Below are 15,528 nucleotides of genomic sequence, written 5' to 3'. Positions count from 1 at the left end.
TTAACCCCGGACCAGATGGCCAACAGCAACGCCGTCAGAAGGGCGGCATAACAACAACCGGGCATAGCTTATCAAGCCCGCAAAACTGTCCGAACGGACGGGTCCACCTCTCGGGGGTACCGGGCCTGGACATCCCGACCGGCCTGCCAGCGCCAACGTACCGATCTGAAGGTGCTGACGCATATCCGTGAGCATTTTGCCCTGAGCAACGGGTCCTACGGACGGCCGCGCATGACCATGGAACTCAGGGAAGCCGGGCTTGATGTCGGGGAACGTCGCGTTGGCCGCCTCATGAAGGCCAACGGGATCCGGCCCGTGCGCACCCGTCGCCACAAGATGACGACCGACAGCCACCACCAGTCTGACATTGCGGCCAACCTTCTGGACGGTAATTTCCTTGCTGAAGGCCCCAACCGGAAATGGGCGGGAGATATCAGTTATATCTGGACTGCCGAGGGCTGGCTCTACCTCGCTGTCGTCATCGATCTGTTCAGTCGTCGCGTAATCGGGTGGGCCGCGAGCGATCGGATGAAAAAGGATCTGGCCATCCGTGCCCTGGATATGGCGGTAAGGCTGCGTAACCCGGCGCCCGGCTGCATTTTCCACTCCGATCGTGGCAGCCAGTATGGCTCCCATGATTTCCAGAAAAAGCTGCTGGCCCATGGGCTGCTGGCTTCAATGTCCGGAAAGGAAAACTGTTTTGACAACGCTGCCGTCGAAACATTTTTCAAAAGCCTGAAGGCGGAGTGGCTCTGGAGACAGAACTGGCCAACCCGCCGTCAGGCTACCACCGCCATCTTCCAGTATATCAATGGTTTCTACAATCCACGTCGACGCCATTCATATCTGGGCGGTATCAGCCCACTCGCTTTTGAAGCAAGAGTGGCATAAGCACTTCCTGACCGGCACAAAACCGTTACAAGTCCACTTTGCTGATCAGAAATCGCAGACAGGACTGTTCGTCCGAACCGTAGGCTTAACGCGAGCCACCATGAGGATCGGGCTGGCCAATATCGTCTATAATATGCGTCGCTTTCTCCTCCTGGAGCGGATTAACGCCGCCTCGTAGCAACCCAGAGCATGAAACCCTCGCTCTGCTCAAATCGCAGAGCGAAAATCAGGCTAAGGAACCAGAAATCAACACGTCAAAAATCTGAAATCAGGCGCAAGAGCAGTCAATCAAAGGTTTTTCGAACCCTCCATCTGTTTCTCTCCCCCAAAACCGGGAAAACAGTCAGCACAGAGCGTCAGAAAGTACAACCCTCACGTCTACAGTCAGCGTGCAACTGACGACACGCCGTAAATATTTACGCTAAATTTATTTCACCATAAAATCTTTTGACGTAGGAGAAAGAAGGATAAAATCGTAACGGGCGGTGATATAATCCATCCTATATCGATAGAGCTAAATACACCGCAAAATGGTCCAGAGAAAAAAGCATTTGTCGCGAAAGGAAGCTGGACAGCAACTCCAACTAAAAAAGCTACGACGGCAGGAAAATTCACAAGCCCGTAAATTCCGCCGTTAGACTTGAAAAAAGATCCTATATCGTAATTTCCTTTTCTAAATAAATAAAAATCAGAAATATTGATTGTGACCCAGGGAACTAGCACGATAAGCAGTGCAAATACGATATTCAGAAAAACTGGTACGACGGTTGTCGTGAAAATCAACGACAATACCAGTCCCGTTATGAGAAGGCTGGACGATATGGCGATGCGGGCGAGCCGTTTCGGTGACCATTTCGCAAAAAAAGTCTGAATCAATGTGATAATCGACAGGCTGGCCCCATATGCGTTTAATGCATTGTGGCTAATGATGTTCAGCACGAACAGAAGCAGAAGAGGGCGCGATAGGGGGCCGCTCAGGACGCTCAATGCATGGAGCGGGTCCGCTATGGTTGGTTCGGTCGCGGATACGAATGCACCGAAGATAAAAGTGAGAGAAGCACCGAGTGCTGCCCCGAAGAAACTCATGGCGAATGGTCGGGCAATACCGACGGAGGCGGGTAGATAGCGGGAGTAGTCGGACGTATAGCAGGAATAAGATGTATTCCAGACCAGTGACGTCGAGAACGTCAGAAACCAGCCCCATGTGTTGAAACTACCAATTTGCCAGATAGAGGGAGGAGCCTGCCGGAAAATGAGAAGGAAGGCCAGCGCAAGCGCCGACATCATGAACCAGATTCCGCATCGGTTCAGAAGATGAATAGTCTTGTATCCCAGAATCCCGATACCCACCGCGCAAAGTGCCCCGACAATGGTGGTCGTTCTGATGTCGAAAACCGGTGCCACATCATGCAGTGCTGCTCCGGCCAGGACCGTATTCGACGTGAAGAAACCGAAATATAAAACAGACGCAATCAGCGTAATGATGATTGAGCCGTACCGGCCGAACTGGCCGCGTGCCTGAACCATCTGAGCCAGTCCCATTCGAGGCCCTTGAGCAGAGCAGGCTCCCAGTACCAGTGCACCAAGAAAATGCCCAGAGATGATGGCTGTTGCACACCAGAACAGGGAAAGGTGGCTTCGGGCAAACAGCGCCGCGCCTGTGACGATAGGGAGCGGCGCTATGTTGGTGGTGAACCAGAGGGTAAACAGGTCGCGTACATGACCGTGCCGTTCGTTTTCAGGAACGAAAGAGGTGCTGTATTTCTCGATGAGGTCGCTGTTCTCTTTTTGAAAACAGGCTTTTTGGGTCATCAGCCAATACCTCCGCCGGTGGGCGGTGCGATGAATGGAAAGGGTTTCATGATCCTGTTTTCCATTGTCTCTATAAGGCATTGAATACGGGGCATGAACGCCACCCACGCCGGGTCTTGAGCCAGAGCGGCTCTCCGACTTTCCCGGTCATCAAGGCTGTCGTAGGCCCAGATATGAACGATCTCGTTCAGAGCGCCAATTTCGGAGTAATAATAGCCGATCAGATGCCCCAGATAAGGCTGCTGTATTTTGATGCCCTCTGATGAAACGGCATTGATGTATTCGGCTGTCTTGCCGGTTTTCAGACGATAGGTACGGATTTCGTAAATCATGGTAATATTTTCCTATCGCATGACAAATGGATCGGAGATCGGATCGTCCGATGTACGTATCCAGACAGACTTGACACGGGTATAGTCGAGCATGGCCTCCGGTCCGCCCTCGCGGCCCAGCCCGCTTAACCCATATCCGCCGAATGGCATGAGAGGCGAGATCATTCGATAGGTGTTGATCCATACCACACCGGCACGAATACGCGCGCTGACGCGCTTGGCGCTGGCCAGATCGCGGGTGAAAATGCCTGATGCCAGACCGAACGGCGTGTCGTTGGCTTTGGTGATGGCATCCTGCTCGTCATCAAAAGGGAGAACGCTGAGGACCGGGCCGAAAAACTCCTCCTGCAGACAAGGACTGTCCGGTCGATCGCAGAGAAGGATGGTAGGTTCGAAATAAAAGCCTTCCGCGAACGCTTCCGGCGGTTTGCCGCCAGTAATAAGCGTTGCACCGAAATCCAGACTGCGGGTGATCAGATCCTGGATGTGCTCTCGCTGACGTTGAGTGGCGAGAGGGCCGAATTCGGTTTCCATGCTTTGCGGTGAGCCGATACGAATGGCCTGGGCCCGGGTTTTCAGCTGCTCCAGAAGCGGTTCGAGAATGTCACGATGAGCCAGCAGACGCGAACCTGCAACGCAACTTTGACCAGAGGCGGCGAAGATGCCCGCAACAAGGGCATTGACGGTGCTGTCCAGGTCCGCGTCAGGGAAGACGATGACCGGTGATTTGCCGCCCAGTTCCAGTGTTGTGTAAGCCAAATTATTCGCACTGTTGCGTACGACGTGGCGTGCTGTTTCCGGTCCACCGGTGAAGGCGATACGCGCGACCAGCGGGTGGCTGGTCAGTACTCTGCCGCAATCATCACCGAAACCGGTCAGGATGGATACCACGCCCGAGGGAAAACCGGCTTCATGCACGATGCGGGCAAAGCCCAGCAACGGTGCAGGTGCTTCCTCGGATGCTTTGAGCACGACGGTGCATCCCGCCGCCAGGGCGGGGGCCAACTTGACTGCCGACAGGAAAAGTTGTGAGTTCCAGGGAACAATCGCTGCTACCACCCCGATCGGTTCCCGGCGCTGATAGGCTTCGGTGTCGGTCTTGTCGATCGAGACATATCGACCGTCCAGCTTGTCCGCCAGACCGCCGTAATAGCGATAATATTCGGCGATATAGCCAATCTGCGACTTGGTTTCCCGGATGATCTTGCCTGTATCACGGGTTTCCATTTCTGCCAGTTCCGGGGCTGCCTGCTCCAGCAGATCGGCCAGACGGAACAGCAGGCGGCCGCGCTGGGTGGCCGTCAGTTCGGCCCAATCCGGGTCGTTTAACGCACGGTGGGCGGCGTTGACCGCGCGATCGACATCGTCTGCCCCGGCTCTGGGCATACGTGCCCAGGGGGTCTGCGTCGCGGGGTCGATGCTTTCAAAGGTTCGCTCTGCATGCTCGAAGCGGCCGTCGATATAGTGCTGGAATTCCCGCATGGCTGCATATCCTTGGACTAGTGTGCTGTCAGGAAAAGGCCGGCATGACATCCCGGATAAAGCGCTCCAGCGAAGCTTTCTTACGCTCAAACGGCATCAGGCTATCGATCCAGAAGCTGTATTGGTCGTAGCCCATAGCCTCGTATCGCTTCAGCCGGTCGATGACAGTGCCCGCTGAGCCTACAACGAGATTGTTGCGGATAGTTTCTGGCGCATACTGCGAGCTTTCGGCCATTTCCTCCTCGGTCAATTGCTGGATGAAGCCATTGTCGATCGGACGCTGGTTTTTGAACCAGGCACCGAAATAGCAATAGAACCGGGAGAGTTCCCTGGCGGCCTGCTGTGCGTCCTCTTCGCTATCGGCCACATAGGTGTGCAGCAGCAGCATGATCTGGGGAGACGGAATTTGCGGATGGAGTGCGCAGGCAGCCTGGAAGCGATCCATGAGGCTTTCGACCTCTGCGTCCCCCGATGCCAGAGGCGTAACCTGGACATTGCAGCCATTTTCAACAGCGAAAGCATGCGAATTGGGATCGCGCGCCGCCAGCCAGAGCGGCATGTCGCCGCTTACGGGCTTTGGCACCACCGTCGATTTCGGAAATGACCAGAATTCTCCCTGATGGGCTAAGTCTCCGGACCAGAGTTTACGGAGAAGCGGCACCATTTCGCGCATGCGCTGACCAGCAGTCCAGGCATCTAGGCCTGGCATCATACGTTCATATTCGAAACTGTAGGCCCCGCGCGCGATACCCAGATCCAGACGGCCTTTGGTCGCCAGATCGGTTAGCGCGGCTTCACCGGCCAGACGCAGCGGGTGCCAGAAAGGCGCTATCACCGTGCCTGTGCCAAGACGGATGCGTGAGGTCTTACTGGCCAGATAGGCGATGTTAATGAAGGGATTGGGGGCGATGGTGAATTCCATGCCGTGATGTTCGCCGATCCATGCCGTCTCCATGCCGCCAGCTTCTGCGATCCTGACCAATTGCTCCAGTTCGTCAAACAGTTCGGCGTGTGTCTGGTTGGCATGGTATCGTTCCATATGAACGAAGAGGGAAAATTTCATTCTTGGTAACTCCGGCTTCCCGCTATACGGGACATGGGGTGTCATTCAGGAAATCTTGTATGGCGAGATCGGTTGAGGCCGGATGGACGAAGCTCATCATGTGCCGTTCACCGGCAAGAATGCGGACTGTTCCGTTCGCGCTGTCGCGTGCCATGGCTTCCGACATCGCCGGCGTCGAATTGGGATCAAGCGCACCGGTTAGAAAGAGTGCGGGCATAGACAATGTGGACAACTGTCCCTTGCAGACGGCATCTGCGGTAGCGAACAGACGATACGTCCGTGCATAGCCTTCCGGCTGGATGGTATTCAGCAGAGCTAGAAGGACCGCCCTCTTGTCTTCTGTCTCGGGTGTCTGTTCGTTGCCGAACCATCGGTCGAGTGTTGCTGACCAGTCGGGTACAGTTCCGTCGAGCGTCGCGACGCGGCGTGCGATTGCATCCTTCTGCCCGCGCGTGCGATCATAGACACCGTTCATGACTACCAGACGCCGGACGTGCTGAGGGTAGCGTAGCGCGGCATCAAGCGCGATTAAGGCGCCCATGGAATGACCAATCAGGGTGACTGGCCCCGCGCGCAGATGTGTCATCAAAGCGGCAAACTGGGCGCTGTAGTCGGACAGGCATGGGACGGGTGGCGGCAGGGGGCTTTTGCCGTGTCCCAGCATGTCGTAGGCGATGCAGCGATAATGCGGCGAGAAGCGGGCCAACTGAGGTTCCCAGAATTCCAGCCTCATGCCCACACCGTGCAGAAAGACCAGCGTTTCGTGTTCTGCGTTCCCGGGGCCGGCCACTCGGAAGCGCGTAGCGTCGAAACTGTCGTCAGCGACGTGAATCTTGTCTGGACGGTGTGTCATCAGTTAGCCCTGCGTGTCGCCCAGGTCGGCCAGGTCCTGATATCGGTCGCCGATACGATGGTGCGGACGACCCCCGATGGATGCCCCGAGGGCCACGACAATTTCGTCGGGTGCGGGGGCGTCATTAATTGAAAACTGGATGGTCAGATAATGAGAGCGCCGCCCTTCGTCATTCTTGTCCATCAGGGGAATGGCGATGGGGGCGTCAGGGCCGCCGCGCGTGTTGGTAAAGGCGAGATAGGATTTGGCGTTGACAGCACGACGGTAGAAATTGCCGAACCGCAGGGTATGGATCAGCGCCGAGGCATGTTCGATTTCGCCGGAGGTCCCGACGACAGCAGCCTTGCCGTAGCCCTCGATCCTGTCGCCACCCCCGGTCATTTCGGTAATCCGTGTAGTCAGGGTCTCGCCGAGGATCGGGGCGATGGCGTGGATTTCAGGCTTCAGATCCTCGACGAAGCCGCGGCCGGCCCAGGGGTTCCGGAGAATGGCCGCCACGGCAAACATCCTGAGGGGTATGGGGGCTTTCTTGTCGCCTTCTATAAAAGTGTCTTCTTGATAGGAAACGATTTTCCGGAGAAAAAGTGACATTTTTCAGGACTTCCTTAGGTGCCGGCGGAGAGTGATCGTTACGATGTATATTCGAATAATCCGCAGGGAAGATCAATAAAAAATTTCCTTAAAGGAAACAAAATTTCCCTTATGTGCTTTTTGTAGTTGCTCTACAACGTGCCCAGCGAATGATATCCGCGTCGGAAATAGACCAGCGCCGGGGAGCCATGACGGATCTCGACATCCTGAATGGCACCGAAGATGACGCTGTGTGTGCCGATATCGGTAATGCTCTCGATCCGGCAGTCAAACGAGACGATCGCGTCTTCCAGCGCGGGGGCACCCGTGATGCGCCTGTGCCAAGCCGCCTGTAGAAAACGGGTTTCCTGGTCAGCTTTGCTCGCAAACAGGCCCGATAGTTCCTGATGGGTGGCGTTCAGAATATTGACGCACAAAACGCCGTTACGCAGGAAGATATCATGAGACCGACTGCTGCGATTGATGCAGACCAGAAGGGTAGGTGGACTGTCGGTGACGGAACATACGGCCGATACGGTCATGCCCGCTCTTCCCGCCTTGCCGTCGGTTGTAATGATGCTGACGGCCGATCCCACATGGGACATCGCTTCGCGGAAAATGGTCTTATCAATCATAATGTAACGTCCTTGCTCGTGGTCATACTGGCCGCGCGAAGAGTGTTCTGGAGCAGGCACGCGATGGTCATCGGCCCGACACCGCCCGGGACGGGCGTGATGGCGCGGGCATGATCGGCAACTTCGTCAAAAGCAACGTCGCCCACGATGGTCGGTCCGTTTGTACCATCGATGCGGTTGATGCCGACGTCGATAACCACAGCGCCGGGTTTGACCCAATCGCCCCGTACAAGCCCAGCGTGGCCAGCCGCGACGATCAGGATATCCGCCTGCCGAGCCTCCGCCGCGACATCGCGGGTCTGAAGATGGGTGATGACGACCGTGCATCCCTCATTCAGCAGCAGCCGCGCCATGGGGCGACCGACGATGTTCGAGCAGCCAATGACAACGGCATGCCGGCCGGAAAGCGACGGGAGGAAGCGACGGAGCAGGAGCATGCACCCCATCGGCGTGCAGGGGATCATGCCGTCCGTGCGTCCAACAGCCAGTTTGCCTACATTGAGAATGTGGAATCCGTCGACATCCTTTGCAGGATCGATCGCGTCCAGCACCGCGTCGCGCTGAATGTGGGGCGGAAGTGGCAACTGAACGAGAATGCCATGGATAGCGCGGTCATCATTCAATGCGTGGATGAGAGCCAGCAGCGCCTGCTGTGTTGTATCGGTGGGCAGGCGATGGCAGACCGAATGCATACCTACCGCCTCGGTCTTGCGCACTTTGCTGCGGACATAGATGGTGCTGGCCGGATCGTCCCCCACCAATACCACGGCAAGCCCTGGTGTAATCCCTTGGGCTCGTAAGGTTGCGACCTCGCGGGCGATGGTATTCGTCATCATCTCGGCTACGGCCTTGCCGTTGATCATCACTGCTCCGGCTGACATGGGGAAGTTCATGGTCAGTCACTAAAGACGATGGTTTTGTTGCCGTTCAGCAGGGCGCGCCGTTCGATGTGATAGCGGACTGCTCGTGCCAGAACCCTACGTTCGATATCCCGACCTTTGCGTATCAGGTCCTCTGGCGTATCTGCATGCGAGATTCGCTCCACGTCCTGCTCGATGATGGGACCTTCGTCCAGATCGCTGGTCACGTAATGGGCTGTGGCCCCGATCAGCTTGACGCCGCGCGCGAAGGCCTGGTGATAAGGGCGCGCGCCCTTGAATCCGGGCAGGAAGGAGTGGTGGATGTTGATACACCGTCCGGCAAGCTTGCGGGAAAATTCGTTGGACAGGATTTGCATGTAGCGGGCCAGGACCATCAGTTCGGCACCCGAGGATTGGAAAATGTCCCAGATGCGTCCTTCCTGCTCGGCTTTCGTCTCTTTGGTGATTGGAATATAATGGAAAGGGATACCGTAGAATTCGATATCGGCGTATGTGTCTTGTGGATGATTGGAAATGATCCCCACGGGTTCGATCGCCAGTTCTCCAATCCGCCAGCGATAGAGAAGGTCGACCAGACAATGGTCGAATTTCGAGACCATCAGCAGCACCTTGTGCGGCCGGGCCATGTCGGTCAGCGTCCATTCCATCGCGAATTCATCGGACAGAATGGCGATAGCGGCCGACAGGGTCTGCTTGATCGCGTCTGAGAGCGGAATGTCGAAGACGATCCGCATGAAGAAACGCTGTTCTTCGGCGTAATCGAACTGCTGAGCTTCGGTGATGTTGGCACCGAGTTCGTACAGCTTCATGCCGATCCCGGCGACGATCCCGGGGCGGTTCGGGCAACTGAGGGTGAGCGTGAAGGTGGCGTGCGTGGGAGAAAGACGTATCATCGTTACACTCGTTCCGAATTCGGAATGCCGCCTTTCATGGCGACATGGATATCGTGATGCAGGCTCCGGGCGAAGCTGCGAAAGACGGTGAAGTCGAGGCCTGGCGTAACATCGGGGCGACTGAGAATGACCGGGATGTGACCGGCGAGCGTCAGGGCGGTACTTCCTGGTCCGAAGTGGTCGGGAGCCAGATCCACTGGCACCAGCTTGGCCGCGACAGCATCTGCACCAGTGCCACGAAGGCATAATGTGACGCGGCTGTCGGTCTGGTTCGTGAGAGCCGCCAGTCCCGCGCAGAGGGGGACCAGACGCGCCATGAGGCCGGCGCCCGCCTGCGCATGAGCGAACCATTGATGATGCGCCGCCCTGGTCAACTGTAGTCCATCGTGACCCGAAGTGGTGGAGAAGTCTGCCGGAAGGGTTGCGCCGAAGGCGGAGGCCAGCGCAGCGTTTAGATCCGGAAGGCATTTCGCGAAAGGGCCGATGCTGACGGTTTCACGCGTCTGTGCAAGAGCAAGAGTCAAACCATTGACCGTGACGGATGATGGCTGGACTGCAGGTTTCGGCAGCAGGGGATCAGGCATGGAGGCGTTTTCCTTCCGGATCGACGAAAACTGGCGAGACGATCTCAGCCTCGGTGACGGTGTCGGCCAATGGGTTGTGAACGGCGATGATTTCGCCGTGTCGGGCCGGTCCATTGGACAGAAAGCCCAGCGCGATCCACGAACCGACGGTCGGGGACCAGGCGGATGAGGAAATCCATCCCTGATCGAACGCTGCCGTTGCAGGGCTGCCCTTGGGCAGGAGATGAGCCCCGGCATCCAGCGTCGTGCCAGCCACCAGCGGGCGCAAGCCGATGAGGGTTGGACGTCCCGGATCGGTCAGGGCAGCGCGGGTTGCCATCGTGCGACCGATGAAATCCTTTTTCGTCGACAGCATGCGTCCCATGCCCAGATCGTGTGCGGTTGTCTGTCCGTTCAGTTCAGGGCCAGCCGGATGGCCTTTTTCGATACGCATGACCCCGAGGGCTTCGGTACCGTAGGGCGTGATGCCGTAGGGGGCACCCACGCGCATCAGTAGCCGCGCCAGGGCATCGCCATAATGTGCGGGAACGGCCAGTTCGTAGGCCAGTTCACCCGAGAAAGAGAGCCTGAACAGCCGGGCGGGCTGGCCACCACAGACGGTGATAGTCGCCGCAGCCATGTAGCCGAATGATTCGTTTGACAGGTCATATTGCGGATCGACGATCTGGCGCAGAACATCGCGGGATCGGGGACCTGCGACAGCGATCTGTGCCCATTCGTCGGTGACTGAGATGAACTGGACGTCCATGTCCGGCCACAGGCATTGATGGCAGAATTCCAGATGCTGCATGACTGGACCGGCATTAGCCGTTGTGGTGGTCATAACATAATGGTTTTCGCCTAGACGAGCGGTCGTACCGTCGTCGAAGGCAAAACCATCCTCGCGCAGCATCAGTCCGTAGCGCGCGCGACCAATCGGCAGTTTCTGCCAGGCATTGACGTAAACGCGTTCGAGGAAATTGGCGGCGTCCGGTCCCTGGATGTCGATCTTGCCCAGCGTCGTGACGTCGCAAAAGCCGACAGCACTGCGGACGGTGTTAACTTCGCGGTTAACGGTATCCTGCCACGTCGTTTCCCCAACGCGCGGATACCATTGCGCGCGCTGCCAGAGCCCGTTGGCCGTGAAGACGGCTCCCTGTTCGGTCGCCCACTGATGGGTAGGAGGCAGGCGATGCGGCTTGAAATGAAGCCCGCGATGCGGACCTGCCAGCGTGCCTAGCGTAACGGGTTGGGTGGGTGGCCGGGTCAACGTGGTGCCGGTCTGCGGGATGGACTGTCCGTTGACCTCGGCCAGAAAGGCCAGACCGTTGACATTGGCAGTCTTACCCTGGTCCGTGGCCATTCCTAGCGTTGTATAGCGCTTGAGATGCTCGACGGAGCGAAACCCTTCCTGCGCGGCCAGTTTCGTATCCTTGGCCGTGACATCGTTCTGAAAATCGATGAAGGCTCTTCCCGCGCGACGCCCGCTCTCGGCGTCCATTGCGTGCCATTGGGGGACGATGCCGTATGACTCGTCCTGATCAACGCTGGGAACAGCCGGCGGGGGGGACGATGCTTTCCCGAACCCGCAACAGGCAGCAGCCTGATGACCAGCCAGCGCACCTTCGGTCAGCGCACCCGATGTCGTCATCGTGCCGGCAGCGACACCCGAGACATGCATGTCTTCTTCGTCAGACGTGGGGATGAAGGCCGCGATCTCATCGTTATAGGAAGGGCGTTTGCCATGATGCGTGGTCAGGGCGATGTCGGGATTCCAGCCGCCGGAGACTGCGATCAGATCGCAGGCGATACGGCAATCCTTTCCCTCGCTGTCTCGTATCAGGGCCGCCGTGACGCCGCGATAGCCGGATGTATCGGCAATTCTTGCACTGGGGAATAACGGAGCCCCCGTCCGTTGGGCGATGGCCTGGGCATGGGCGGAGGAGGGGCGGGAATCCACGATCGCTACGATCTGCACGCCTGCGGCGTGCAGATCGGTAGCTGAGCGGAGACCATCGTCATTGTTCGTGTAGACGACAGCCCGGCGTCCGGGCACGACGCCGAAGCGATTGACGTACGTACGTACCGCTCCCGCGAGCATGATGCCGGGCCGGTCATTGTTAGGGAAAACGATCGGTCGTTCGATGCCGCCTGTGGCGACGATACATTGCCGCGCGACGATGCGCCAGAGACGCTGGCGCGGCTGGTCGGGCTGGGGGGTGGCCAGATGGTCCGAAACACGTTCAAAAACGCCATATGTGCCACCATCATAGCGTGCGAATACACAACTGCGGGTCATGATACGCACATTAGGCATTGCGCGTAGCCGGTTGATGGTCGCTTCCGCCCAGTTCCATCCCGGTTGGTGATCAATCAGAATATTTTCGGCGCGCAGGCGCCCGCCAGGTAGACTGTCCTGTTCGCACAAGATAACGCGCGCTCCGCTGGTGGCTGCCGCCAGCGCGGCGGCCAGACCAGCGGGACCCGATCCGACGATCAGGACATCGCAGAATCCATTGGATTTTTCGTAACAATCCGGATCAGCTTCCTCCGCCGCGCGACCGAGGCCAGCTGCGCGACGGATGATCGGCTCGTAGATTTTCTCCCAGAACGATGCGGGCCACATGAACGTCTTGTAGTAGAAGCCGGCCGTGAAAACCGGAGACAGGGCGCCGTTGATACCGAGGGCATCAAAGGCCAGGGTTGGCCAGCGGTTCTGGCTGCTCGCGGTCAGACCGTCGAACAGTTCCGCGACGGTTGCGCGGGTGTTCGGCTCGCGCCGTGCGCCGGTACGCAGTTCCACCAAGGCGTTCGGCTCTTCCGGGCCAGCCGACAGGATGCCGCGTGGACGATGATATTTGAAAGAGCGACCGACCAGGCGCACACCATTGGCCAGTAGCGCAGAGGCCAGCGTGTCACCGGGATGCGCGGTATAGGACCGGCCATCGAAAGTGAAGTGTATCGTCTTGCCGACATCGACACCATTCCCTTGGATCATGCGCATAGGCTGCGTGGGGGAGGTCATGGGTAGAGGGGCATGGTCCTGCATGAATTTATGCGTGTTCATGATTCAATCTTGTGTTTTCCGAAGTTGAACCTGCTGCACGGACGCTATGGACCCTATGTGTTGTGGTATCTCGATCCACGACCAGCCAGGCGCGGCAACCTGCGCCGTGATACCAGTATTCCTCGTGACGACCGGCGGGGTTATCTCGCAGATAGACATAATCGACCCAGGATTTGGCCGACGCATCGGCGGCGGGGCGCCGAAGTGTCGCGTCGCCACGATAGGTGAATTCCTCAAGGCTACGCTCACCGCAATGCGGACAGTTCAGACGCATGACAGAACCCTCAATGTAGATTGGGCTGTGCGCCCATCCCTTTTTCGTCAATAACTGCGCCGCGACCGAAGCGGTCGAGGCGGTAGGCCGTTGCGACCTCATGCGGTTCGTCGCGTGCCAGCAGATGCGCGAAGCACAGGCCCGATGCGGGCGTGGCTTTGAATCCGCCGTAGCACCAGCCAGCATTCAGATAGAGTTGGTCCACAGGCGTACGGTCGATGATGGGACTACCGTCCATCGACATATCCATGAGGCCGCCCCATTGGCGAAGCAGACGGGCGCGCCCGATGCGGGGCATCAGTGCCATCCCGCCTTCCACTACATCTTCGACGACCGGCATGTTGCCGCGCTGGGCATAAGAATTGTAGCCATCGATATCGCCGCCGAAGACGAGGCCACCCTTGTCGGACTGGCTGATATAGAAATGACCCGCACCGAAAGTCGTCACACAATCGATGAAGGGCTTGAGGCCTTCGGTCACAAAAGCTTGCAGGACATGACTTTCGATGGGTAGCCGAAGCCCGGCCATCGCCGCGACCCGTGAGGAGTTGCCCGCGCAGGCTAAGCCGACTTTGCTTGCGGCAATGGGGCCGCGCGATGTTTCGACGCCGGTAACCCGGCCGTTTGTGATGGTAATGCCAGTGACTTCGCAATTTTCGATGATATCGACGCCAAGTTTGTCGGCAGCACGGGCATAGCCCCACGCTACTGCATCATGGCGAACGGTCCCGCCGCGTCTTTGCAACAGGCCACCCTGAATCGGGAAGCGGGCATCATCGAAATTCAGGAAAGGCAGTTTTGCCCGGACGGCGGAGGCATCGAGAAGCTCAGCGTCGATGTCATGCAGGCGCATTGCGTTGCCGCGCCGGATATAGGCATTGCGCTGGGCGTCGTTATGGAAAAGGTTCAGCACCCCTCGCTGACTTACCATCGCATTGTAATTAATATCCTGCTCCAGCCCTTCCCACAGTTTCATCGAGCATTCATAGAAGGGCGTGTTTCCTGGAAGCAGATAGTTGGAACGGACGATCGTGGTGTTACGACCGATATTGCCGTTGCCTATCCAGCCTTTTTCCAGAACGGCCACGCGTCTGATGCCGTAGCGCTGTGCCAGATAATAGGCTGTTGCCAGCCCGTGGCCGCCGCCCCCCACGATGACGATGTCGTAGGCGGCCTGCGGCGAGGCCTTACGCCATGCGGGTTTCCACCCGGTATGGCCGCGCAGACTCTCGCGTAGTAGCGAGAAGAGGGAATAGCGTTCGCTAGACATTCGAACCCTTGATTTAGTTAATAGTGGAAGCATAAAGCCACTACTGATAGACTCAGTATAAATTTTACTTATGGTGTGTCCGTGGCGGTCAACGTTCTTCCATTTGATGTGAATGCGTTAAGCGTGTTTCTTGCCGTATGTGAGCACGGCAGTATGGCGTCGGCCGGCAGGGCCCTGAGCATTACGCAACCTGCAGTTTCACAGTCGATTGCCGATCTTGAGTCTCGGATTGGTGCGACCCTTTTCGATCGGAGTGTGCGGCCGCTGGCGCTGACCGCTTCAGGCATGGTATTGCGGCAATACGCGGGAAATCTTGTTGCTGACATGCATCAGATGTCGGGCCGGCTGCGCGACATGCAGCGCGGACGCGTGTCACACTTACGGATCGGAATCGTCGATTCGCTGTCTCGGGCACTGTTACAAGAGGCGGCGGCGTTCCTGGGTGATCGAACAGAACATCTAGTGGTGCTGGCGGGGCTGACCGAATCTCATGCGGCAGCCCTCCTGGCACGGAAAATCGATTTTATTGTTGGCGTCGATGACTTGGAGGACGTGCCGGGACTTGAGCGTTGGCCGCTGTTCGAGGAGCCCTACGTCCTGGTCTGTCCCGGAGCAGTTGCGCCGCCTGCCGATCGGGATTCATTGGCGAAATTGCTCACAGAAATGCCTTTCGTGCGTTTTTCGCTACGGTCTCGGTCGGGGACGGAAATCGAACGTTTTCTACGTCGTATACGTATCGAAGTGCCTTTCGGCCAAGAGTTCGATCTGCCGACCGGAGTGCTGGCGGGCTGCCTGAACGGCGGCGTTGCGATATCCACGCCGCTGTGTCTTAGTGTCTGACCGAAAATGAGTTGAGTGATTTCAGCGGGTTATGATTCATGGGTTTGCGATAACCTGATGAGATCAAGATGGCCTGGACTGAAATCACCCGCGCGCAGTATC

The 15,528-nt window shown here is 57.7% G+C and carries 15 protein-coding genes and 1 pseudogene; 3 read left to right on the top strand and 13 right to left on the bottom strand.

Annotated features, from left to right (window positions below; translation table 11 throughout):
- The first annotated feature begins 63 nt into the window (after nt 1–63).
- Together GOB87_RS14705 and GOB87_RS14700 are read left to right on the top strand one after the other, a co-directional pair.
- Entirely contained in the window at nt 64–891 is an 828-nt protein-coding gene (locus GOB87_RS14705; protein WP_338421441.1) for an IS3 family transposase, read from the top strand.
- A 37-nt stretch (nt 892–928) separates the two neighbouring features.
- A pseudogene (locus GOB87_RS14700) lies at nt 929–1,069 on the top strand (IS5/IS1182 family transposase); the annotation flags it as partial.
- 254 nt (nt 1,070–1,323) lie between these two features.
- Here GOB87_RS14700 and GOB87_RS14695 read toward each other — a convergent pair.
- The 13 genes from GOB87_RS14695 to GOB87_RS14635 form a co-directional block, all read right to left on the bottom strand.
- Entirely contained in the window at nt 1,324–2,703 is a 1,380-nt protein-coding gene (locus GOB87_RS14695; protein ID WP_166318455.1) for a purine-cytosine permease family protein, read from the bottom strand.
- Nucleotides 2,703–3,035 (bottom strand): NIPSNAP family protein, encoded by a 333-nt coding sequence (locus GOB87_RS14690; protein ID WP_166318451.1) that lies wholly within the window; start codon nt 3,033–3,035, stop codon nt 2,703–2,705. The genes GOB87_RS14695 and GOB87_RS14690 overlap by 1 nt, the downstream gene beginning before the upstream one ends.
- Before the next feature lie 12 nt (nt 3,036–3,047).
- Complete coding sequence (locus GOB87_RS14685; protein ID WP_166318448.1) at nt 3,048–4,517, bottom strand: aldehyde dehydrogenase; 1,470 nt, start codon at nt 4,515–4,517, stop codon at nt 3,048–3,050.
- A gap of 28 nt (nt 4,518–4,545) precedes the next feature.
- Nucleotides 4,546–5,580, bottom strand: coding sequence for an LLM class flavin-dependent oxidoreductase (locus GOB87_RS14680; protein ID WP_166318445.1), 1,035 nt, complete (start codon nt 5,578–5,580; stop codon nt 4,546–4,548).
- A gap of 22 nt (nt 5,581–5,602) precedes the next feature.
- On the bottom strand, nt 5,603–6,433 hold the full coding sequence (locus tag GOB87_RS14675) for an alpha/beta fold hydrolase (RefSeq protein ID WP_166318442.1): 831 nt from the start codon (nt 6,431–6,433) through the stop codon (nt 5,603–5,605).
- Nucleotides 6,434–6,436: 3 nt separating this feature from the next.
- Nucleotides 6,437–7,024, bottom strand: a complete 588-nt coding sequence (locus tag GOB87_RS14670; protein WP_166318439.1) for an amino acid synthesis family protein — start codon at nt 7,022–7,024, stop codon at nt 6,437–6,439.
- A gap of 131 nt (nt 7,025–7,155) precedes the next feature.
- Complete coding sequence (locus GOB87_RS14665; protein ID WP_166318436.1) at nt 7,156–7,638, bottom strand: flavin reductase; 483 nt, start codon at nt 7,636–7,638, stop codon at nt 7,156–7,158.
- Nucleotides 7,635–8,519: a bifunctional methylenetetrahydrofolate dehydrogenase/methenyltetrahydrofolate cyclohydrolase FolD gene (gene folD / locus GOB87_RS14660; protein WP_166318433.1), complete on the bottom strand. Its 885-nt coding sequence runs from the start codon at nt 8,517–8,519 to the stop codon at nt 7,635–7,637. The genes GOB87_RS14665 and folD overlap by 4 nt, the downstream gene beginning before the upstream one ends.
- A gap of 14 nt (nt 8,520–8,533) precedes the next feature.
- Nucleotides 8,534–9,412, bottom strand: a complete 879-nt coding sequence (purU, locus tag GOB87_RS14655) for a formyltetrahydrofolate deformylase (RefSeq protein ID WP_166318430.1) — start codon at nt 9,410–9,412, stop codon at nt 8,534–8,536.
- A 2-nt stretch (nt 9,413–9,414) separates the two neighbouring features.
- Nucleotides 9,415–9,996 carry a sarcosine oxidase subunit gamma gene (locus GOB87_RS14650; RefSeq protein WP_166318427.1) on the bottom strand — a complete coding sequence of 194 codons (582 nt, stop codon included), beginning with the start codon at nt 9,994–9,996 and terminating at the stop codon, nt 9,415–9,417.
- Nucleotides 9,989–13,042 (bottom strand): sarcosine oxidase subunit alpha family protein, encoded by a 3,054-nt coding sequence (locus tag GOB87_RS14645; protein ID WP_277876687.1) that lies wholly within the window; start codon nt 13,040–13,042, stop codon nt 9,989–9,991. Before GOB87_RS14645 ends, GOB87_RS14650 begins: the two co-directional genes overlap by 8 nt.
- The gene (locus tag GOB87_RS14640; protein ID WP_166318424.1) at nt 13,029–13,316 is read right to left on the bottom strand and encodes a sarcosine oxidase subunit delta; all 288 of its coding nucleotides are present in this window, start codon (nt 13,314–13,316) and stop codon (nt 13,029–13,031) included. The genes GOB87_RS14645 and GOB87_RS14640 overlap by 14 nt, the downstream gene beginning before the upstream one ends.
- A 10-nt stretch (nt 13,317–13,326) precedes the next feature.
- On the bottom strand, nt 13,327–14,586 hold the full coding sequence (locus tag GOB87_RS14635) for a sarcosine oxidase subunit beta family protein (protein WP_166318421.1): 1,260 nt from the start codon (nt 14,584–14,586) through the stop codon (nt 13,327–13,329).
- Nucleotides 14,587–14,667: 81 nt separating this feature from the next.
- Between GOB87_RS14635 and GOB87_RS17060 the strand changes: the two genes are divergently transcribed.
- Complete coding sequence (locus tag GOB87_RS17060; RefSeq protein WP_166318418.1) at nt 14,668–15,426, top strand: LysR family transcriptional regulator; 759 nt, start codon at nt 14,668–14,670, stop codon at nt 15,424–15,426.
- Nucleotides 15,427–15,528 lie beyond the last annotated feature (102 nt).

This window comes from Acetobacter estunensis (assembly GCF_011516945.1).
Lineage (GTDB): Bacteria > Pseudomonadota > Alphaproteobacteria > Acetobacterales > Acetobacteraceae > Acetobacter > Acetobacter estunensis.
The sequence above is the reverse complement of the archived record's forward strand: the minus strand, read 5'-3'. Positions and strand labels throughout refer to the sequence as shown.

What these genes read in the sequence shown, in the direction of transcription:
- GOB87_RS14695 (WP_166318455.1), bottom strand. Translation starts at nt 2,703, where the DNA reads ATGACCCAAAAAGCCTGTTTTCAAAAAGAGAACAGCGACCTCATCGAG.
- GOB87_RS14690 (WP_166318451.1), bottom strand. Translation starts at nt 3,035, where the DNA reads ATGATTTACGAAATCCGTACCTATCGTCTGAAAACCGGCAAGACAGCC.
- GOB87_RS14685 (WP_166318448.1), bottom strand. Translation starts at nt 4,517, where the DNA reads ATGCGGGAATTCCAGCACTATATCGACGGCCGCTTCGAGCATGCAGAG.
- GOB87_RS14680 (WP_166318445.1), bottom strand. Translation starts at nt 5,580, where the DNA reads ATGAAATTTTCCCTCTTCGTTCATATGGAACGATACCATGCCAACCAG.
- GOB87_RS14675 (WP_166318442.1), bottom strand. Translation starts at nt 6,433, where the DNA reads ATGACACACCGTCCAGACAAGATTCACGTCGCTGACGACAGTTTCGAC.
- GOB87_RS14670 (WP_166318439.1), bottom strand. Translation starts at nt 7,024, where the DNA reads ATGTCACTTTTTCTCCGGAAAATCGTTTCCTATCAAGAAGACACTTTT.
- GOB87_RS14665 (WP_166318436.1), bottom strand. Translation starts at nt 7,638, where the DNA reads ATGATTGATAAGACCATTTTCCGCGAAGCGATGTCCCATGTGGGATCG.
- folD (WP_166318433.1), bottom strand. Translation starts at nt 8,519, where the DNA reads ATGTCAGCCGGAGCAGTGATGATCAACGGCAAGGCCGTAGCCGAGATG.
- purU (WP_166318430.1), bottom strand. Translation starts at nt 9,412, where the DNA reads ATGATACGTCTTTCTCCCACGCACGCCACCTTCACGCTCACCCTCAGT.
- GOB87_RS14650 (WP_166318427.1), bottom strand. Translation starts at nt 9,996, where the DNA reads ATGCCTGATCCCCTGCTGCCGAAACCTGCAGTCCAGCCATCATCCGTC.
- GOB87_RS14645 (WP_277876687.1), bottom strand. Translation starts at nt 13,042, where the DNA reads ATGAACACGCATAAATTCATGCAGGACCATGCCCCTCTACCCATGACC.
- GOB87_RS14640 (WP_166318424.1), bottom strand. Translation starts at nt 13,316, where the DNA reads ATGCGTCTGAACTGTCCGCATTGCGGTGAGCGTAGCCTTGAGGAATTC.
- GOB87_RS14635 (WP_166318421.1), bottom strand. Translation starts at nt 14,586, where the DNA reads ATGTCTAGCGAACGCTATTCCCTCTTCTCGCTACTACGCGAGAGTCTG.